Source organism: Bacillus sp. LNXM12-1, from assembly GCF_003004375.1.
In the GTDB taxonomy this organism is placed as follows: Bacteria; Bacillota; Bacilli; order Bacillales; family Bacillaceae; genus Bacillus.
Genome location: NZ_PVWX01000004.1, coordinates 322,180 through 339,484 on the forward strand (window position 1 = coordinate 322,180; position 17,305 = coordinate 339,484).

21 protein-coding genes are annotated in these 17,305 nt (G+C 43.1%); 19 read left to right on the forward strand and 2 right to left on the reverse strand.

All coding sequences use genetic code 11. From position 1 onward, the window contains the following. Nucleotides 1-20: 20 nt before the first annotated feature. Nucleotides 21-626, reverse strand: a complete 606-nt coding sequence (locus tag C6Y07_RS16165; protein ID WP_060595589.1) for a rhomboid family intramembrane serine protease — start codon at nt 624-626, stop codon at nt 21-23. A 94-nt stretch (nt 627-720) separates the two neighbouring features. Between C6Y07_RS16165 and acpS the strand changes: the two genes are divergently transcribed. From acpS to C6Y07_RS16235, 14 genes are all read left to right on the forward strand, one after another. Further along, entirely contained in the window at nt 721-1,086 is a 366-nt protein-coding gene (acpS, locus tag C6Y07_RS16170) for a holo-ACP synthase (protein ID WP_034663960.1), read from the forward strand. A 160-nt stretch (nt 1,087-1,246) separates the two neighbouring features. Further along, entirely contained in the window at nt 1,247-2,263 is a 1,017-nt protein-coding gene (locus tag C6Y07_RS16175) for a LolA family protein (RefSeq protein ID WP_106037124.1), read from the forward strand. 140 nt (nt 2,264-2,403) lie between these two features. Then, nucleotides 2,404-3,585 carry an alanine racemase gene (alr, locus tag C6Y07_RS16180; RefSeq protein ID WP_106157045.1) on the forward strand — a complete coding sequence of 394 codons (1,182 nt, stop codon included), beginning with the start codon at nt 2,404-2,406 and terminating at the stop codon, nt 3,583-3,585. A 293-nt stretch (nt 3,586-3,878) separates the two neighbouring features. Continuing rightward, nucleotides 3,879-4,160, forward strand: a complete 282-nt coding sequence (locus C6Y07_RS16185; protein ID WP_012008995.1) for a hypothetical protein — start codon at nt 3,879-3,881, stop codon at nt 4,158-4,160. Nucleotides 4,161-4,164: 4 nt separating this feature from the next. Continuing rightward, on the forward strand, nt 4,165-4,515 hold the full coding sequence (gene ndoA, locus C6Y07_RS16190) for a type II toxin-antitoxin system endoribonuclease NdoA (protein WP_003214169.1): 351 nt from the start codon (nt 4,165-4,167) through the stop codon (nt 4,513-4,515). Nucleotides 4,516-4,632: 117 nt separating this feature from the next. Continuing rightward, complete coding sequence (locus tag C6Y07_RS16195) at nt 4,633-5,508, forward strand: RsbT co-antagonist protein RsbRA (RefSeq protein ID WP_045210228.1); 876 nt, start codon at nt 4,633-4,635, stop codon at nt 5,506-5,508. Further along, the gene (rsbS, locus tag C6Y07_RS16200) at nt 5,468-5,836 is read left to right on the forward strand and encodes an RsbT antagonist protein RsbS (protein WP_003214235.1); all 369 of its coding nucleotides are present in this window, start codon (nt 5,468-5,470) and stop codon (nt 5,834-5,836) included. The genes C6Y07_RS16195 and rsbS overlap by 41 nt, the downstream gene beginning before the upstream one ends. A 2-nt stretch (nt 5,837-5,838) precedes the next feature. Further along, nucleotides 5,839-6,240, forward strand: coding sequence for an anti-sigma regulatory factor (locus C6Y07_RS16205; RefSeq protein ID WP_060595592.1), 402 nt, complete (start codon nt 5,839-5,841; stop codon nt 6,238-6,240). A 10-nt stretch (nt 6,241-6,250) separates the two neighbouring features. Next, nucleotides 6,251-7,258, forward strand: a complete 1,008-nt coding sequence (locus C6Y07_RS16210) for a PP2C family protein-serine/threonine phosphatase (RefSeq protein WP_060595593.1) — start codon at nt 6,251-6,253, stop codon at nt 7,256-7,258. Between the two features lie 59 nt (nt 7,259-7,317). Continuing rightward, complete coding sequence (locus C6Y07_RS16215) at nt 7,318-7,647, forward strand: anti-sigma factor antagonist (RefSeq protein ID WP_060595594.1); 330 nt, start codon at nt 7,318-7,320, stop codon at nt 7,645-7,647. Next, nucleotides 7,644-8,132, forward strand: a complete 489-nt coding sequence (rsbW, locus tag C6Y07_RS16220; protein ID WP_060595595.1) for an anti-sigma B factor RsbW — start codon at nt 7,644-7,646, stop codon at nt 8,130-8,132. The genes C6Y07_RS16215 and rsbW overlap by 4 nt, the downstream gene beginning before the upstream one ends. Further along, nucleotides 8,098-8,886, forward strand: a complete 789-nt coding sequence (sigB, locus tag C6Y07_RS16225; RefSeq protein ID WP_106157047.1) for an RNA polymerase sigma factor SigB — start codon at nt 8,098-8,100, stop codon at nt 8,884-8,886. Before rsbW ends, sigB begins: the two co-directional genes overlap by 35 nt. Further along, nucleotides 8,886-9,485 carry a PP2C family serine/threonine-protein phosphatase gene (locus C6Y07_RS16230; RefSeq protein ID WP_034663944.1) on the forward strand — a complete coding sequence of 200 codons (600 nt, stop codon included), beginning with the start codon at nt 8,886-8,888 and terminating at the stop codon, nt 9,483-9,485. Before sigB ends, C6Y07_RS16230 begins: the two co-directional genes overlap by 1 nt. A gap of 76 nt (nt 9,486-9,561) precedes the next feature. Then, a complete protein-coding gene (locus C6Y07_RS16235; protein WP_106157049.1) occupies nt 9,562-11,721 on the forward strand; it encodes a Tex family protein in 2,160 nt (719 codons plus the stop codon). 19 nt (nt 11,722-11,740) lie between these two features. On the opposite strand, the gene cmpA is transcribed toward C6Y07_RS16235, so the two are convergent. Next, nucleotides 11,741-11,875, reverse strand: coding sequence for a cortex morphogenetic protein CmpA (gene cmpA / locus C6Y07_RS16240; RefSeq protein ID WP_095286213.1), 135 nt, complete (start codon nt 11,873-11,875; stop codon nt 11,741-11,743). Nucleotides 11,876-11,974: 99 nt separating this feature from the next. Here cmpA and C6Y07_RS16245 point away from each other — a divergent pair, with 99 nt between their 5' ends. The 5 genes from C6Y07_RS16245 to lpdA all read left to right on the forward strand — a co-directional run bounded on the left by C6Y07_RS16245 (nt 11,975) and on the right by lpdA (nt 17,256). Next, nucleotides 11,975-12,448 carry a SprT family protein gene (locus C6Y07_RS16245; protein ID WP_106157051.1) on the forward strand — a complete coding sequence of 158 codons (474 nt, stop codon included), beginning with the start codon at nt 11,975-11,977 and terminating at the stop codon, nt 12,446-12,448. A 226-nt stretch (nt 12,449-12,674) separates the two neighbouring features. Next, nucleotides 12,675-13,652: a thiamine pyrophosphate-dependent dehydrogenase E1 component subunit alpha gene (locus tag C6Y07_RS16250; RefSeq protein ID WP_060595598.1), complete on the forward strand. Its 978-nt coding sequence runs from the start codon at nt 12,675-12,677 to the stop codon at nt 13,650-13,652. Between the two features lie 20 nt (nt 13,653-13,672). Next, the gene (locus C6Y07_RS16255) at nt 13,673-14,710 is read left to right on the forward strand and encodes an alpha-ketoacid dehydrogenase subunit beta (RefSeq protein WP_066031289.1); all 1,038 of its coding nucleotides are present in this window, start codon (nt 13,673-13,675) and stop codon (nt 14,708-14,710) included. Between the two features lie 17 nt (nt 14,711-14,727). Continuing rightward, the gene (locus C6Y07_RS16260; protein WP_106157053.1) at nt 14,728-15,858 is read left to right on the forward strand and encodes a dihydrolipoamide acetyltransferase family protein; all 1,131 of its coding nucleotides are present in this window, start codon (nt 14,728-14,730) and stop codon (nt 15,856-15,858) included. A gap of 18 nt (nt 15,859-15,876) precedes the next feature. Next, nucleotides 15,877-17,256, forward strand: a complete 1,380-nt coding sequence (gene lpdA, locus C6Y07_RS16265) for a dihydrolipoyl dehydrogenase (protein WP_106048616.1) — start codon at nt 15,877-15,879, stop codon at nt 17,254-17,256. The last annotated feature ends 49 nt before the right edge of the window (nt 17,257-17,305 follow it).

Sequence of the window (17,305 nt, forward strand, 5' to 3'; positions counted from 1 at the left end):
GATCGACATTTTTTATGAGGTTAGTAGCGTCTTTTTTTTGAATGGAAAAATAGCGTAAGAGGTGCTAAAAGCATGCCGCCGATCAATCCAAATAAGTGAGCCATAATATTGATGTTTGAGTTAACGAAAGTCATGATGACAGAGACTGCAAGAATCGTTATGATCACCTGAGAATTGCCGCGGTCCATCATGTGCGGTTTAAATAGAACAAGGTATAAATAAACGCCAAACAAACCGAAGATGGCACCAGAAGCGCCGACATGTACATACTCTAAAGGCTCTACCCAATAGGTTCCGAGATTGCCAATGAACCCTGCACCAAGATAGATGATCAGAAATCGAACTTTCCCAAGCAAATACTCAAGCGCTGGAGCGAATAAGAACAAGGACATAGAATTGAACAAAATATGGGTCAGACTTCCGTGAAGGAAAATAGGTGTGACGAGCCGCCACCATTCTCCGGCAGCTACCCCATAATTGAAACCGACGAGATGGTCGTGACCAAGCTGTATAAGAGGGATAGGAATCGCAAATATAAGCCACAGACCAATTTGCAAAGCAAGGATCGTTGTTACGATTGGATACGATCTAATAAATTGTTGAAAGCTCTCCGTTCGAATAAACATAACAAACCCCTTTTGACTAGATAATGGTAAGTTTATAGTAACACGTTTATGAAGAGAACATCCAAATTAGTACGAGTATCATAGGAGGTACCTCATGATTAAAGGAATAGGCATTGATATTGTAGAAATCAACCGGCTCGCGCGAGTGCTTAACAGACAGCCTCGTTTACCAGAACGAATTTTAACGTTAAGTGAACAAGACATCTTTAACGAACTCAGTGAAAAGAGGCAGCTGGAATTTTTGGCGGGACGGTTTGTAGCAAAGGAAGCTTTCGCTAAAGCTTACGGAACGGGAATCGGCCGGCATTTAAGCTTTCATGACTTGGAAATCCAGAAAGACGAACATGGAAAACCTTTCATCAAAAGCAAGAAAACGATGGGCGACCAGGTTCATGTGTCCATCACTCACACGAAAGAATATGCTGCTGCACAAGTTTTAATTGAAAGGTTGTCAAGCTAGTCTGCATATTGTTTGTCCCCCCTTCATATATTGGGTAGTGCGATAAGGAAGGGCGAGTTGCTAACAGGCTTTGATGGTTCGCGGTACGCAGTTAACTCTTGAGGCGTACTGTTAAAGTCAAACAAGCGGTTTCTTCCTTTTAACACAATTAACGAAGGGGTTGAAAAGGGTGAGAAAAAGCTTTGTTTTGCTTGTAACGGGAATCCTTTTTGTACTGATTCTCTCCGCATGCGGTCAAAAATCTCAGCAGGATATCGTTGGAGATTTAAACAAAAAGGCAGAGGAAATGACATCATACAAAGCCAAAGCAAAAATGACCATTGAGACAGGAAATGACCCGCAGGAGTATCGAGTAGAAATTTGGTACAAGAAGCCGGAACTTTACCGTGTCTATTTAGAAAATCCGAAAAAGGATCAGAGTCAAGTCATTTTAAGAAATGGCAATGGTGTGTTTGTGCTGACACCTTCATTGAACAAGAGCTTCCGTTTCCACAGTGATTGGCCAAATAATAGCAGTCAGGTCTACTTATTTGAGTCACTCGTGAAGGACATTAAAAATGACAGTGCAGCTCAGTTCAAAGCGAAAGATTCAAAGTATGTGTTCGAAACCAAAACCAATTATCAGCACAACCAAATGCTGCCTACCCAAGAGATTACCTTTCATAAAAAAACAATGGCGCCTGCCAGTGTGAAAGTACTGGATAGCGACAAAAAGCCAATGGTGAAAGTGGAATTCTCTCACTTTGAATTCAATAAATCCTTTGACAAAGATGCATTTGATGAGAAGAAAAACATGACACTCTCTCAAATGGATGTAGCCACAAGTGCAGACTCATCTGACAGCTTTGCGGTGAAAACGCCAGTTGATATGCCAGAGGGCGTGAAGAAGATGGAAGAGAAAGAAATGATGACAGATGCTGGGAAACGTTATGTGATGACGTATGGCGGTAAGAAATCCTTCACACTCATTCAGGAAAAAGCGAGAGTAGCTGAAGCATCTACGCCTGTGACGATGAACGGCGAGCCAGTCGACCTTGGCATGACAGTTGGGGTTCTCACAGATCAATCCCTTTCATGGACATCTGACGGAGTGGACTACTTGATTTCTTCAAGTGATCTATCGAAGGAAGAGCTCTTGATGGTTGCAAAGAGTGTAGAAGGCCAGTCAGCTAAATAAATAAATATCTCAGGCGAGAGCCTTGGAAATGAAACATCAGCCCTATGCAAGGGCTGATGTTTTTTGATTTGTTTCACATTATTCTTGATTTTTAGTATCATAATGAAGGTATTGAATCATTCAATAGGGAAGTGTGACGGATGGACACAAATGCCTTTTATAGAGACACATGGGCAGAAATTAATTTAACAGCAATTAAGCATAATGTTTCACATATGAAAGATCATATTGGTCAAAGTGTTCAACTGATGGCTGTGGTGAAAGCCAATGCATATGGACATGGAGATATAGAAGTGGCAAGAGCTGCCCTCAAAGCAGGAGCAGACTTATTAGCCGTAGCCTTTTTAGATGAGGCCGTTTCTTTAAGAAATAAAGGCATCAAAGCACCGATTCTTGTACTCGGCGCCGTACCGCCGGAATATGTCAAAGCCGCCGTTCGATACAATGTCATCATGACCGCTTACTCCATCGATTGGCTGAGAGAAGTCACCACAATGATGAAAGGGCAGATGGGACAACCTATACGTTTTCATTTGAAAATAGACAGCGGAATGAACCGATTAGGTGTGAAAACGATAGAGCAAGTGAACGAAGTGAAAAAGCTTGTCAGTGAACACTCTTATTTACAGCTGGAAGGCGTATTTACTCACTTTGCGACAGCAGATGAAAAGGATGAGGCCTACTTTGATCGGCAGGTCGATACCTTTCAAACATTGCTCGAGCCGCTTCATACGGACAAGCTGCTCGTTCATTGCGCCAACAGTGCAGCAGGTCAAAGGTTTAAAGACGTTTTGTTTAATATGGTTCGCTTCGGCATCAGTATGTACGGGCTGTCACCGTCAGAAGAAATCAAGGATGAATTGCCTTTCAAGCTGGAAGAAGCCATGTCTCTTCATACAAAGCTTGCCCATGTGAAGCACATTCAAAAGGGTGAGAGTGTCAGCTACGGGGCGACGTATACAGCCAATCAAGATACGTGGATCGGCACGGTTCCAGTCGGCTATGCAGATGGGTGGATCAGGAAGCTGGCAGGAACGGAAGTGCTCGTTGGCGGAAAGCGCCGGAAGATCGCAGGAAGGGTTTGCATGGATCAATTCATGATTGAACTGAAAGACAATCTTCCAGTAGGGGAGCCGGTCGTTTTAATTGGTAAGCAAGGGGGAGACATGGTATCAGTCGATGAAATCGCAAAAAGGCTTGAAACCATTAACTATGAAGTCACTTGCTCGATTGGCCACCGCATCCCAAGAGTATATATGGAGGACGGCAAAAGAGTGCATGTACGGAATCCGCTGCTTCAAAGCGGGCCAAGCTTTTTATAAACAGTGTTCAAAAGAACGATGGTCAAACTGACTTCGTTCTTTTTTATTCGACAAAAGTAGGGTAAACATTCTCCCTTTTTTAGAGATTTTGGAAATACCGTATGATTTTCGGAAAAAAGCGTATAATGGGAAAGAGGAACTCCATTATCATCTTGATTTACGGGTGGCGAGCCGCTTCATGTTCTAATAAGAAATCATGAAAAAACAGCTTTGCTTGTGCATTGAATAATGGTATGATTAGTCTTGGAATGGATCGATACGGTATCCGTAAGTTTTGTGGAGGTGTATGTTTTTTGTCTGAATCCAGCGCAACAAACGAAATGAAGATTCGACTGCCGGAGACTTTAATGTCTGAGATCGAACGAGTAGCAGAGCAGGATAAGGTAACAAGAAATGAATTGATCTACCGAGCGACAAAAACGTATATTCGTGAACGTAATATTCGACAAAATCGTGAATCGATGAGACGCGGCTACATGGAGATGGCGAAAATTAATCTGAATATCTCTTCAGAGGCACAATACGCAGAGTTTGAGGCTGAGAATACAGTTGAGCGATTAGTCAGCGGGGGTTAAACATTTGATTGTTAAACGCGGTGATGTTTACTTTGCTGATTTATCTCCTGTTGTTGGCTCCGAGCAGGGCGGGGTTCGCCCAGTATTGGTGATTCAAAATGACATTGGAAATCGCTTCAGCCCGACTGCTATCGTTGCAGCCATAACAGCCCAAATACAAAAAGCGAAATTACCGACTCACGTCGAAATCAATGCAAAGCGCTACGGCTTTGAACGAGATTCTGTCATTCTTTTGGAACAGATTCGTACAATCGATAAACAAAGATTGACAGATAAAATCACACATCTTGATGATGAGATGATGGAGAAGGTTGATGAAGCCTTACAAGTTAGTTTGGCTCTTATTGATTTTTAATATGGTGATATTTGGTTGCTCTCCTGTGAGCAACTTTTTTTTGTGTTCATTTTTTATTAAGGCTATAATGGAGAGAGAATGAAAGTTATTGTTTTTTATGTATGTAGGGGGTAAAATATGTCGAATCATATCGTGTTAGCTTTTGCGAGAGCGCACCAAAAGGAATTAGAAAAAGAATGGACTGACATCTTCAAACGACTCGGAGAAGAAGAAACGGACATGATGCTAAACGATAAAATGTATGAAACGATTTGTTCCGAATATGTCCAGCTTATTCTAGCATCCCTTTCAGAGGCGAATGCTGAGGATTTTGAAGAAAAAGTGCAATCTTTTGCTTTAAAAATTGTACAAATGGGTATATCACTTAAGTTACTGGCAAAAGGGCTAACGGAAATCCGTTCACACTTATATCACAAAATGAACAGTGACAAAAATACTGAACAAGGAAGTAATGAGCTCATATGGGAAATTGATCGGTTCATCTCACCAGTTCATAACGAAATATTGAATCACTACTCCATCTCATGGGAGAAAACCGTCAACCTTCAAAAAATTGCGTTACAAGAACTTTCTGCTCCGCTGATTCCGGTGTTTGAGCACATCACTGTCATGCCTCTTGTCGGAACAATTGATACAGACCGTGCGAAGAAGATCATGGAGAATCTGTTAAATGGCGTTGTGAAGCATCGGTCACAGGTGGTCTTAATCGACATCACCGGTGTACCTGTCGTCGATACAATGGTGGCACACCATATCATTCAAGCGTCAGAGGCTGTGAGATTAGTAGGTGCAAAATGCTTATTAGTCGGTATTCGTCCAGAAATCGCCCAAACCATCGTCACCCTTGGAATTGATTTATCTCAAGTTACAACAAAGAATACCCTTCAAAAAGGAATTCAAACTGCTTTAGAAATGACAAATCGAAAAATTGTTTCATTGGAGGGGAAACCCAGTGAGAAATCACCCGAAGATTCCAATCTTAAAATTATATAATTGTCTTCTAATTTCGATACAGTGGGAGCTTGATGACCAAACAGCCCTTCACTTTCAAGAAGATTTGCTGAATAAAATTCATGAAACAGGAGCGAACGGCGTTGTCATTGACCTAACATCTGTTGATATGATCGATTCATTTATCGCAAAAGTATTAGGCGATGTCATCACGATGTCAAAGCTCATGGGGGCAAAAGTTGTATTAACAGGAATACAGCCGGCAGTCGCTGTAACACTCATTGAACTTGGTATATCACTGGAAGAAATTCAGACAGCATTAGATCTTGAACAAGGGCTTGAGACATTGAAGCGGGAATTGGGGGAATAGATATGAAAGACCAATCCTGTGTGAAAATTTTGACGGAATGGGACATAGTTGCGGCAAGACAACTGGGACGAAATGTTGCTAAAGAATTAGGCTTTGGAACAGTTGACCAAGCAAGAATTACGACGGCTATTTCTGAATTAGCACGAAACATCTATTTATACGCTGGTAAAGGTCAGATTTGTATAGAAGAAGTGATGGAGCGCGGAAAGCGTGGACTCAAAATCATTGCAGCCGATGAAGGACCTGGCATCATGGATATACGTAAAGTGATGGAAGACGGTTTTTCTACATCAGGCGGACTCGGAGCAGGTCTTCCGGGAGTCAGAAGACTGATGGATGATTTTAAATTAGATTCTACACAAGAACAAGGAACGGAGATACAAGCTGTCAAGTGGCTTCGCTAGGAGGGAAACCATGGATTTTAAGGAGGTAATGGAGCAGCGGTATCATCAGCTGCTCAGTCGTTATATCAGTGATCTAACTGAAACATCGCTTTATCAAGCTCAAAAATTTAGCCGAAAAACCATTGAGCATCAAATACCTCCTGAAGAAATAGTGAGTGTTCACCGAAAAGTGATTCAGGAGCTATACCCTGATTTGCCGGAAGATGTCTTTCATTCACTAGACTTCTTAATTGAAGTCATGATTGGGTACGGACTTGCCTACCAGGAACATTTAACACTCAGAGGCATCCAGCAAGAAATTAAATCAGAGATTGAAATTGCTGCAAATGTTCAGCAAACCCTTCTGGAAACGAAAATACCAGAAGGTGACACCTTTGATATTGGTGCCATTAGTGTGCCGGCAAAACAGATGAGTGGAGATTATTTTCACTTTGTCACCGATCACGATACAATCAATATCGCGATCGCAGATGTGATTGGGAAAGGCATCCCGGCTGCGCTCTGTATGTCGATGATTAAGTATGCGATGGATTCCTTGCCGGAGTCAGGGAGCGGCCCAACAAAGGTCCTAAAAACCCTTAATCGTGTTGTCGAACAAAACGTAGACCCAAGCATGTTTATCACCATGTTCTATGGCAGCTATAATACAGAAACACATGAATTTAAATACGCATCGGCTGGTCATGAGCCGGGCTTTTTCTATTGCAAAAAAGAGAATCAATTTTACGATTTAGATGCTAGAGGACTTGTCCTTGGAATCGCACCAGACTTTGACTACAAGCAGTATGAGAAGCACTTGGACGCAGGAGATATGGTGATCTTATTCTCTGATGGTGTCACAGAATCTAAGTCAGAGGACGGTTTCTTAGAGCGGGAGGATATCAAAGCGCTTATAGCAGAGCACCTATCCTACTCAGCTCAGGAAATGGTCGATGCCATCTATGCCAGCTTACTCAAGCTGCAAGATTTTCAGCTTCACGATGACTTCACTTTACTTGTGCTCAAAAGAAAGGTTTAGAAAGTGAAGATGCGGGTATATAAAATTCTAGGAAACAAGAATTTCGAGGTGAATGCATAATGAATATGACAGTGAAAGAGCATCAAATAGATCAAAAAACGAAAATTAGTGTCAGCGGAGAAATCGATGTGTACTCCGCACCTGAGCTAAGAGAAACGCTCATGCCTAAAGCCGAGGCGGGAGAGCATCTTGAAATCTGTTTGAAGGATGTTACGTATATGGATAGTACAGGATTAGGTGTATTTGTTGGGCTGTTTAAAGCGGCTCAAAAAGCAGGTGGAACATTAAAGCTTGAGAACTTGTCAGATCGGCTTGTAAGGTTGTTTGAAATTACTGGACTAAAGGACATCATTGACATTTCTGCAAAGACAGAGGGTGGGGTACAATGAACGAATCAGTAGATCTAATCGAGATGAAAATCCCAGCGAAACCAGAATACGTAGGCATCATTCGCCTGACTCTTTCAGGCGTAGCAAGTCGAATGGGCTATGTTTACGAAGAGATTGAAGACTTAAAAATTGCCGTCAGTGAGGCTTGTACAAATGCAGTTCAGCATGCCTACAAAGGTGAACATGGCGAAGATGGAGAGGTAGCTGTTCGCTTTCTTGTCTACGAGGATCGTCTAGAAATCATTGTCGCGGACAAAGGCGGTAGCTTTGACTTTAAGCAAAAGCAGGAAGACCTAGGACCGTACACATCTGCTCATACGGTCGATCAATTGGCAGAAGGAGGTCTTGGTTTATACTTAATGCAAACATTGATGGATGAAGTCGAGGTGCAAGCAAACTCCGGAGTTACCGTTGCGATGACAAAGTTTTTAAACAGGGAGCGAGTTGACCATGACACAACCATCCAAAACTATGAAACTAACTAAAGATGAAGTGGATCGCCTCATCCAAAGCTATCAATCCAATCAAGATGAGCAGGCGCAGCTCACGCTGGTCGAATGCTATACAAACTTGGTCGATATGCTGGCAAAAAAATATTCCAAAGGAAAAAGCTTTCATGAAGATCTCAGACAAGTTGGAATGATTGGTTTACTCGGCGCTATTAAGCGATATGACCCGCTCGTCGGTAAATCATTTGAAGCCTTTGCCATTCCAACCATCATCGGAGAAATCAAACGCTTTTTACGAGATAAAACATGGAGTGTCCATGTACCAAGGCGGATAAAAGAGCTTGGACCAAGAATCAAGATGGCAGTTGATCATCTGACAACGGAGACGCAAAAGTCACCTAAAGTTCAAGAAATTGCAGAATACCTAGATGTGACAGAAGAAGAAGTACTTGAAACAATGGAGATGGGCAAAAGCTATCAAGCACTGTCTGTTGACCAAGGCGTAGAGGCTGATTCTGAAGGAAGTACAGTCACCATTTTAGACGTTGTCGGCTCACAAGAAGAGGGCTACGAACGTGTAAACCAAAAAATGATGCTTGAGAGTGTGCTTCATGTTCTGACAGATCGAGAAAAAGAGATTATCGATCTGACTTATTTACAAAATAAGAGTCAGAAAGAAACAGGCGATTTACTCGGGATATCCCAAATGCATGTATCGAGACTGCAACGGAAGGCAGTTAAAAAGCTACGAGATGCATTATCAGAAGATGCGTCTATGGAGCTAGGGTAATGAAGCAGATTGAACAGCATGAGCATGTGAATGCCATTATCTATCAATCGAATAAAGAAGGGAAATCATGCTGCGGGGACAGTTTTTTTATTAAAGCAGATGATGAAGAACTAATTTGTGCTGTGGCAGACGGATTAGGCAGCGGTCAGTTCGCCAATGAATCATCTTCTTTAGTCAGCGAAATTGTCGAAGAATATGGACATGAGGATATGACGACCCTCATCGACAGATGCAATCAGGCTATGAAAAATAAACGCGGGGCCACAGTTGCGATCTTAAAGGTGAATTTTTCCCAGCAGCAATTTACCTATTGTTCGGTTGGTAATATTCGGTTTATCTTGAATGCCCCTTCTGGCGACTATATTTATCCACTTCCGACATCAGGATACTTATCAGGGAAACCTAGAAAATATAAAACTTACACCTATTCCTACGAAAAAGGATCGACATTCATTATGTATTCAGACGGACTGAATGTGCCAAACATGAGAATGTGTTTAAAGCATAGTCATTCAGTTGCAGACATTGCCAAACAGCTTGAAACATACACACAAGACAAGAAAGACGATCTCACCTATGTACTTGGTCAGCTCATGTAAAATAGCTGACCTTTTTTCTGTTTTGCCGGTTTTTTTGATACACTAAAAGAGAAGACACAGTGAGAGGATGCAAAGTATGAAGACATCTGACTTTTTATTGAAACAAATTGCAACAGAATTAAAGCTTTTAACAAAACAAATTGAAAGTGTCATCAAGCTCTTAGAGGATGGCAACACCGTCCCGTTTATTGCCCGTTACCGGAAAGAGCAGACAGGCTCACTGGATGAGGTGCAAATTCAAACCATTTCAGAGCGCTATACATATATCCAAAATGTCATGAACCGAAAAGAAGAAGTCATTCGCTTAATCGCTGAACAAGACAAACTGACGGATGAATTAAAACAAAAAATTGAACAAGCTCATAAACTGCAAGAGGTCGAAGATTTATACCGGCCATTCAAACAAAAACGTAAAACAAAGGCGAATGTAGCCAAAGCAAAAGGGCTCGAGCCGCTGGCGGAATATGTACTCGCGCTGCCAAGCGATGAGATCGAGAAGAAGGCTGCTTCTTTTATCAACGAAGAAAAGGAAGTAAGAAGTGTAGACGAGGCACTTGAAGGCGCGCAGCACATCATTGCTGAACAGCTGGCTGATGATCCTGATATGCGGAAATGGATTCGCAGTGAAACGTACCAAAAGGGCAGTCTGGTCACATCAGGAAAAGACATCGAGAGCGATGAGAAAAACGTCTATGAAATGTATTACGATTATGAAGAGCCCATCAAAAAGATAGTGCCCCACCGTGTACTAGCGGTCAATCGTGGAGAGAAAGAAGGCATCTTAAAGGCAGCCATCGAACCACCTGCTGAAAATATTCGTTTCTATCTCGATAAGCAAGTCATAAAAGGCAAGCAGACGACGGCGAGACCGTTTATTGAAGCGGCAATTGATGATGCCTATAAGCGCCTCATTCAGCCTTCAATCGAACGAGAAATACGCAAAGAGCTGACAGAAAAGGCAGAAGAGCAAGCGATTCATATTTTTGCTGAAAACTTAAGAAAACTGCTTCTTCAGCCGCCGATGAAAGGGAAGCGTGTACTAGGAGTCGACCCTGCATTTCGTACAGGCTGTAAGTTAGCCGTCGTGGATGATACGGGCAAAGTCTATCATATTGGCGTCATTTACCCGCACCCGCCTGTGCAGAAAAAAGCGGATGCCAAACAAAAAGTCAAAGAGATCATTCAATCATCAAACATTGAAGTCATTGCGATTGGAAATGGAACAGCCTCAAGAGAGACCGAACAATTCATCGCAGACCTGATTCAAGAGCTGGATCAGCCGGTGTCCTATTTAATCGTGAATGAAGCAGGGGCAAGTGTATACTCTGCGTCTGCACTGGCGCGAGAAGAGTTTCCAGACCTGCAAGTCGAAGAACGAAGTGCCATATCAATTGCTAGAAGATTACAAGATCCTTTAGCAGAGCTTGTGAAAATTGATCCCAAGTCTGTCGGGGTGGGCCAATACCAGCATGACGTGAGCCAAAAGCAATTAAACAGCTCGTTAACCTTCGTGGTGGAGACTGTCGTCAACCAAGTCGGTGTGAACGTCAATACGGCCTCACAGGCGCTGCTGCAATATGTGTCAGGTCTTTCAAAAGCTGTCGCAGGAAATATCATCAAGCGCCGCGAAGAGATTGGGAGATTCACAAGCAGAAAAGAGCTCAAGGATATTCCAAGACTTGGTGCTAAGACTTATGAGCAGTGTATCGGCTTCCTGCGCATCGCAGACGGACAAGATCCACTTGATCGGACAGGCATTCACCCAGAGAGCTATAAAGAAACAAAACAGTTCTTACGCATGATCAAGATGACGCCAGACGATCTTGGCACAGAGCAGTTAAAGGAGAAAATTGCAGAGGTCAAACTGGACGAAGCAGCAGAGCAGCTTGATATTGGTATCATTACACTTCAGGATATCATCGATCAGCTGACAAGACCTGAGCGTGATCCGCGCGATGAAGTCCCAAAACCTCTTTTGAAAACAGATGTGTTGAAATTGGAGGACTTGAAGCAAGGAATGGAGCTGCAAGGAACGGTGAGAAACGTCGTAGACTTCGGCGCATTCGTTGATATTGGTGTAAAGCAGGACGGGCTTGTACATATTTCAAAGCTAAGCAACCGTTTTGTGAAGCATCCGCTTGACGTTGTATCAGTTGGTGACATTGTAACTGTATGGGTGGACTCCGTTGATCAGGCAAAAGGCCGCGTTGCCCTCTCCATGCTGAAACCAGAGTAAACAAAAAACGAGGCGCACCTTAGGATGGGGTGTGCCTTGATGTGACTGAATGTTTTTTTCTGTAGAAGTACCAGCATTGATTCAGCAATTTGATTTGGTAATGATTTTTTTCAAAAAATGCCTTCTGCATCTGATTTTTCAGCCAGTTGGGCATCGCCCATTCCTCCTTTGATCGAAACAGTGGGTGTACCTTCAATGTATGCAAAGGGGAAATTGTCCCGTTCGAGGTTTTTATAGAAAGGAACGATCTTGATTGAAGGAGAGGGAGTTACAGCAGTTAACAGAGCATATTTCTGAGCAGTTCTTTGGTAAGGCATTCCGCCATCAAGCTGTTTTTAATGACCGTCTCAAAACGTCAGGCGGAAGATATTTGCTTGGTACACACAATATTGAGTTAAATCGCCGATATTTAGAGGAGCATGGAAGAGACGAATTGATCGGTATCATTAAGCATGAACTGTGTCATTATCATCTGCACCTTGAGGGGAAGGGCTATCAGCATCGTGACCGTTCCTTTAAAGAGTTATTAGAACAAGTAGGAGCCCCGCGTTTTTGTACACCGCTAAAGACGGTACAAAATAAACGGCGTGTACAGAAACGTCATGAATATGTCTGCACAGGATGCGGTCAGTATTTTATCAGGAAAAGACGATTTGATACCTCTCGCTATGTATGCGGCGTCTGCAAAGGAAAATTAAAATGGCAGCGTACAATCGATACAGAATGAAAAGCATTCCTTTATGGGATGCTTTTTTTGTGGCCAATGGAACTGATCATCGTGATATGTAGGAGATGAAGTAGACATATTGAGACAAAAAGAGACGCAAGTCTCATTTTGTCTCTTTTTTGATCGGTGTGAATCGTTCAAAACCTAAGTTTTCAAGTGCCATGATGTTGGCACGTTTTTTGCTTGTATATAAGTGCAAGCAAAAAAAGATAGGAGGTTTTACCATATGGAAATGGCACTCACAAAAGAAAAAGCCGTTTGGATGTATCAAAAAATGCAGGAAATCCGCCAATTTGAAGATCAAGTACACACGCTTTTTACAAAAGGGATCTTACCAGGTTTTGTCCATCTTTATGCTGGCGAAGAAGCTGTTGCTGTAGGAGTCTGCGCTCATCTGAATGAACAAGACAGTATTACAAGTACACACCGCGGCCACGGCCATTGTATCGCTAAGGGCTGTGATCTAAAAGGAATGATGGCAGAAATCTATGGAAAAGCCACAGGTCTTTGTAAAGGAAAAGGTGGATCCATGCACATTGCAGATTTTGATAAAGGAATGCTCGGTGCCAACGGAATTGTTGGAGGCGGCTTTCCACTTGCGTGCGGGGCAGCCCTCACGGCTAAATATAAAAAGACAAACAATGTAAGCGTTTGCTTTTTTGGGGATGGTGCAAACAATCAAGGGACTTTTCACGAAGGAATCAATCTCGCCGCCATCTGGAAACTGCCTGTCATTTTCATCGCAGAAAACAATGGTTACGGGGAAGCGACGCCATTTTCCTATGCTTCAAGCTGCAAATCGATCGTGGATCGAGCCGCCAGTTATGGCATTCCGGGTATTCAAGTAGATGGAAAAGATGTGACAGCCGTTTATCAAGCAGCAGAACAAGCGATAGAACGAGCAAAAAATGGAGAAGGTCCGACATTGATTGAATGCATGACATATCGGAATTATGGACATTTTGAAGGAGATGCCCAGCGCTACAAAACAAATCAAGAAAAAGCAGAACACCAAGAAGAGAAAGATGCCATCGCTCTTTTTAAAAATGAATTATTAAAGAAGCAGCTGCTGACGAATCAGGAGATATCAAGTATTGAAGCGGCTGTAGCAGAAGCGATAGATGAAGCCGTTAGATTCAGTGAAGAAAGTGAATATCCAGATCATACCGAATTACTGACCGATGTGTATGTTTCGTATCAATAAATCAGAAAGGGGAGAGGAAAATGACAAGAGAAATCAGCATGTCTAGTGCTTTGAATGAAGCGATTAAACTGGCAATGAGAAGAGACGAAGATGTCATTTTAATGGGGGAAGATGTTGCGGGAGGCGCTCATGTAGATCACTTACAGGATGATGAAGCATGGGGCGGAGTTCTTGGAGTAACCAAAGGAATCGTCCAGGAGTTTGGACGTGAGCGTGTCCTAGACACACCGATTAGTGAAGCTGGCTATGTAGGCGCGGCCATGGCAGCTGCTTCAACAGGGCTAAGACCAATTGCGGAACTTATGTTTAATGATTTTATCGGTACTTGTCTGGACCAAGTGCTGAATCAAGGAGCAAAATTTCGATACATGTTTGGCGGAAAAGCAGAGGTGCCGATCACGATTAGAACGACACATGGGGCGGGTTTTAGAGCAGCTGCCCAGCATTCGCAAAGTTTGTATGCGCTATTTACAAGCATCCCTGGATTGAAAGTAGTTGTGCCTTCTTCACCTTATGATGCCAAAGGGCTGCTGCTGGCAGCCATCGAGGATCAGGACCCTGTCATCTTTTTTGAAGACAAGACGCTTTACAATATCACAGGAGATGTGCCGGAGAGGTATTACACATTGCCGCTTGGTAAAGCAGATGTGAAGAGAGAGGGTTCTGATGTAACCATCTTTGCAGTAGGCAAACAAGTGCATACAGCACTCGAAGCGGCAGAAGAGTTAGCTGCTCAAGGTATTGAAGCGGAAGTGATTGATCCAAGAAGCTTGTCGCCGCTCGATGAAGAGGCCATTCTGACTTCGGTAGAAAAAACAAATCGGCTTGTCATTGTGGATGAAGCAAATCCAAGGTGCGGAATTGCCGCAGATATCTCTTCTTTGATTGCAGATAAAGGATTCGATTTACTTGACGCTCCAATCAAAAAAGTGACGGCTCCTCATACACCAGTACCATTTTCACCACCTCTTGAAGATATATATCTGCCGACACCTGATAAGATTGTGAACACCGTATTAGAGATGATTGGCAAGAGTCATGACAAGATCTTGAACTAAAGAAAGGAGAGAGGGAGATGGCTGTCGAAGTTGTGATGCCTAAATTGGGTATGTCGATGAAAGAAGGAACGGTATCTGTCTGGAATAAGGAGGTCGGTGAGACCGTAAATAAAGGGGAAAGCATTGCAAGCATCAACTCCGAAAAAATTGAAATGGAGATCGAATCACCTGCTGAAGGAACCATATTGGATATAAAAGTGTCTGAGGGAGAAGGTGTACCGCCTGGCACGGTCATTTGCTATATCGGTGAAGGAAATGAACAGGTGGAGGAAAAGAAAGAAAGAGATGTCCAGTCAAAACCAAAGAAAGAGAGAAAGAAAATCTCCCCTGTTGCTCGTAAAATTGCGAATAGCGTAAACCTAGACATTGATACGCTGGTGGGGACAGGACCGGGGGGAAGAATTACGAAAGCGGATGTGCTTCATGCGCTTCCAGAACGGGCAGAGAAAAAACAAAATGAGACAGAGCATCAACCTGTTAACACGATGCGGAAAACAATTGCCTCAAGAATGATGGAAAGCCTGCAAACAAGTGCACAATTAACCATTACGATGAAAGCGGACGTGACAAAACTTACAAACTTACAACAACAGCTGAATGAAACAGCCATAGCCCGTCACGAGACAAAATTGACCATGACCGATTTTGTAGCCAAAGCAACGATCCTTTCATTACTCAAACACCCTGCGATGAACAGTCAATATCAAAATGAAAGAGTGGAAACTTTTGAGTATGTTCATCTTGGGATAGCTGCTGCTTTAGAAAACGGCTTAGCTGTGCCAGTTATTCGACATGCGGAGAGACTAGCGCTCATTGAGCTAGCGAAGACCATCAAATTGTATGGCAAAAAAGCACGTGAAGGCAAACTTCTTCACGATGAAATCGAAGGCTCTACCTTTACGATCACCAACCTAGGTGCATATGGTGTAGAGCATTTCACTCCGATTTTGAATCCGCCGGAAGCCGGTATCCTTGGCGTCGGAACAATGTATGAAACCCCTGTTTATCGAGAGGATGAATTGTGCAAAGGGACCATCCTGCCACTCAGTCTTACGTTTGATCACCGCGTGCTGGACGGAGCGCCGGCATCCGCATTTTTATCAACGGTCAAAGCATATTTAGAAGAACCAATATCCATTCTTTTATAGGAAGAAGGTGAACGTATCATGACACTGGTCATTATAGGAGGCGGACCAGCAGGTTATGTGGCGGCCATAACAGCCGCCCGTTTTGGCAGGGAGGTTGTGTTAATTGATCAAGGTCAGCTGGGGGGTACCTGCCTCAATGAAGGCTGTATTCCGACGAAAGCGCTTTTGCAAAGCGCCGATATGTTTGAGCATGTGAAATCGGCTGTACATTTTGGAATTGAGCTTCCAGAACATGAGCCTGTCATCCAATGGGATGCCGTTCAAAAACGGAAACAGTCTGTCGTCAAGCAACTAACTGATGGCGTTCGCTACTTGATGAATAAAAACAAAATCAGCGTGTTGAATGGGAAGGCGTCATTTCTATCGGCACACGAGCTATTGGTAGAAAGTGAAGGGAAGTCTGAAATCATTCAAGCAAAACAAATCATTATTGCATCAGGGGCAGCGCCTGCTGCTTTACCTTTTGCACCTTTTGATGGGGAATGGATCATTCACAGCAAGGATGCCATGTCACTTTCTTCGATACCAGATTCGCTTTGTATTATTGGGGGAGGGGTGATCGGCTGTGAGTTTGCAAGCATATTTAGCAGAATGGGGACAAAAGTTGTCATGGTTGAGCGAGCAGTGCACATCTTACCTGAAGAAGATCGTGATATAGCACAATGTCTTCACGAGCAACTTGAAGAAACGGGGGTAGACATTTTGACGTCCGCCGCAGTCAAACAGCTTGATTCTTCTTCAAGAAAAGTAGTGGTAGAGAAAAATCAAGGAGAGCAGTGTGAAATCCAGTCTGATCGTTGCTTAGTGGCAATTGGCAGAACTCCGCAGCTTGGAGAGTTGAATCTTGATCAGGTCGGCATTGAATTTGACAGAAACGGAATCTACGTCAATGAACATATGCAAACCAATCTCCCGCATATCTATGCGTGCGGTGATGTGACAGGTGGGGTCCAGCTTGCTCATACTGCTTTTCATGAAGGAACGGTTGCGGCATCCCATGCATCAGGTGAACATGTAAAAGTCAATGAACAAGTGATTCCAAGATGCCTCTACACCTCTCCAGAAATCGCCAGTGTTGGTTTAAATGAAGAGAGTGCTAGAAAACAATATGAGGAGATTCGGATAGGGACATGTGCATTTTCTGCAAATGGAAAAGCGTTAATATTAAATCAACCAGCCGGTCAAGTAAAGGTCATTGTAGAACCGCAATATCAAGAAATTTTAGGTGTATCAATCATTGGACCGAATGCAACAGAACTGATTGGACAAGCGGCGGTGATGATGCATACAGAGCTGACCGCTGATACATTAGAGCAGTTTATTGCGGCACATCCGACACTTTCAGAGGCGATACACGAAGCCTTGCTGCAAACAATGGGACGAGCGGTGCACTGCTGAAAAAGACTCTATTTCTATCCGATTGACTTCTTGGGTTAGCCAATGTTAA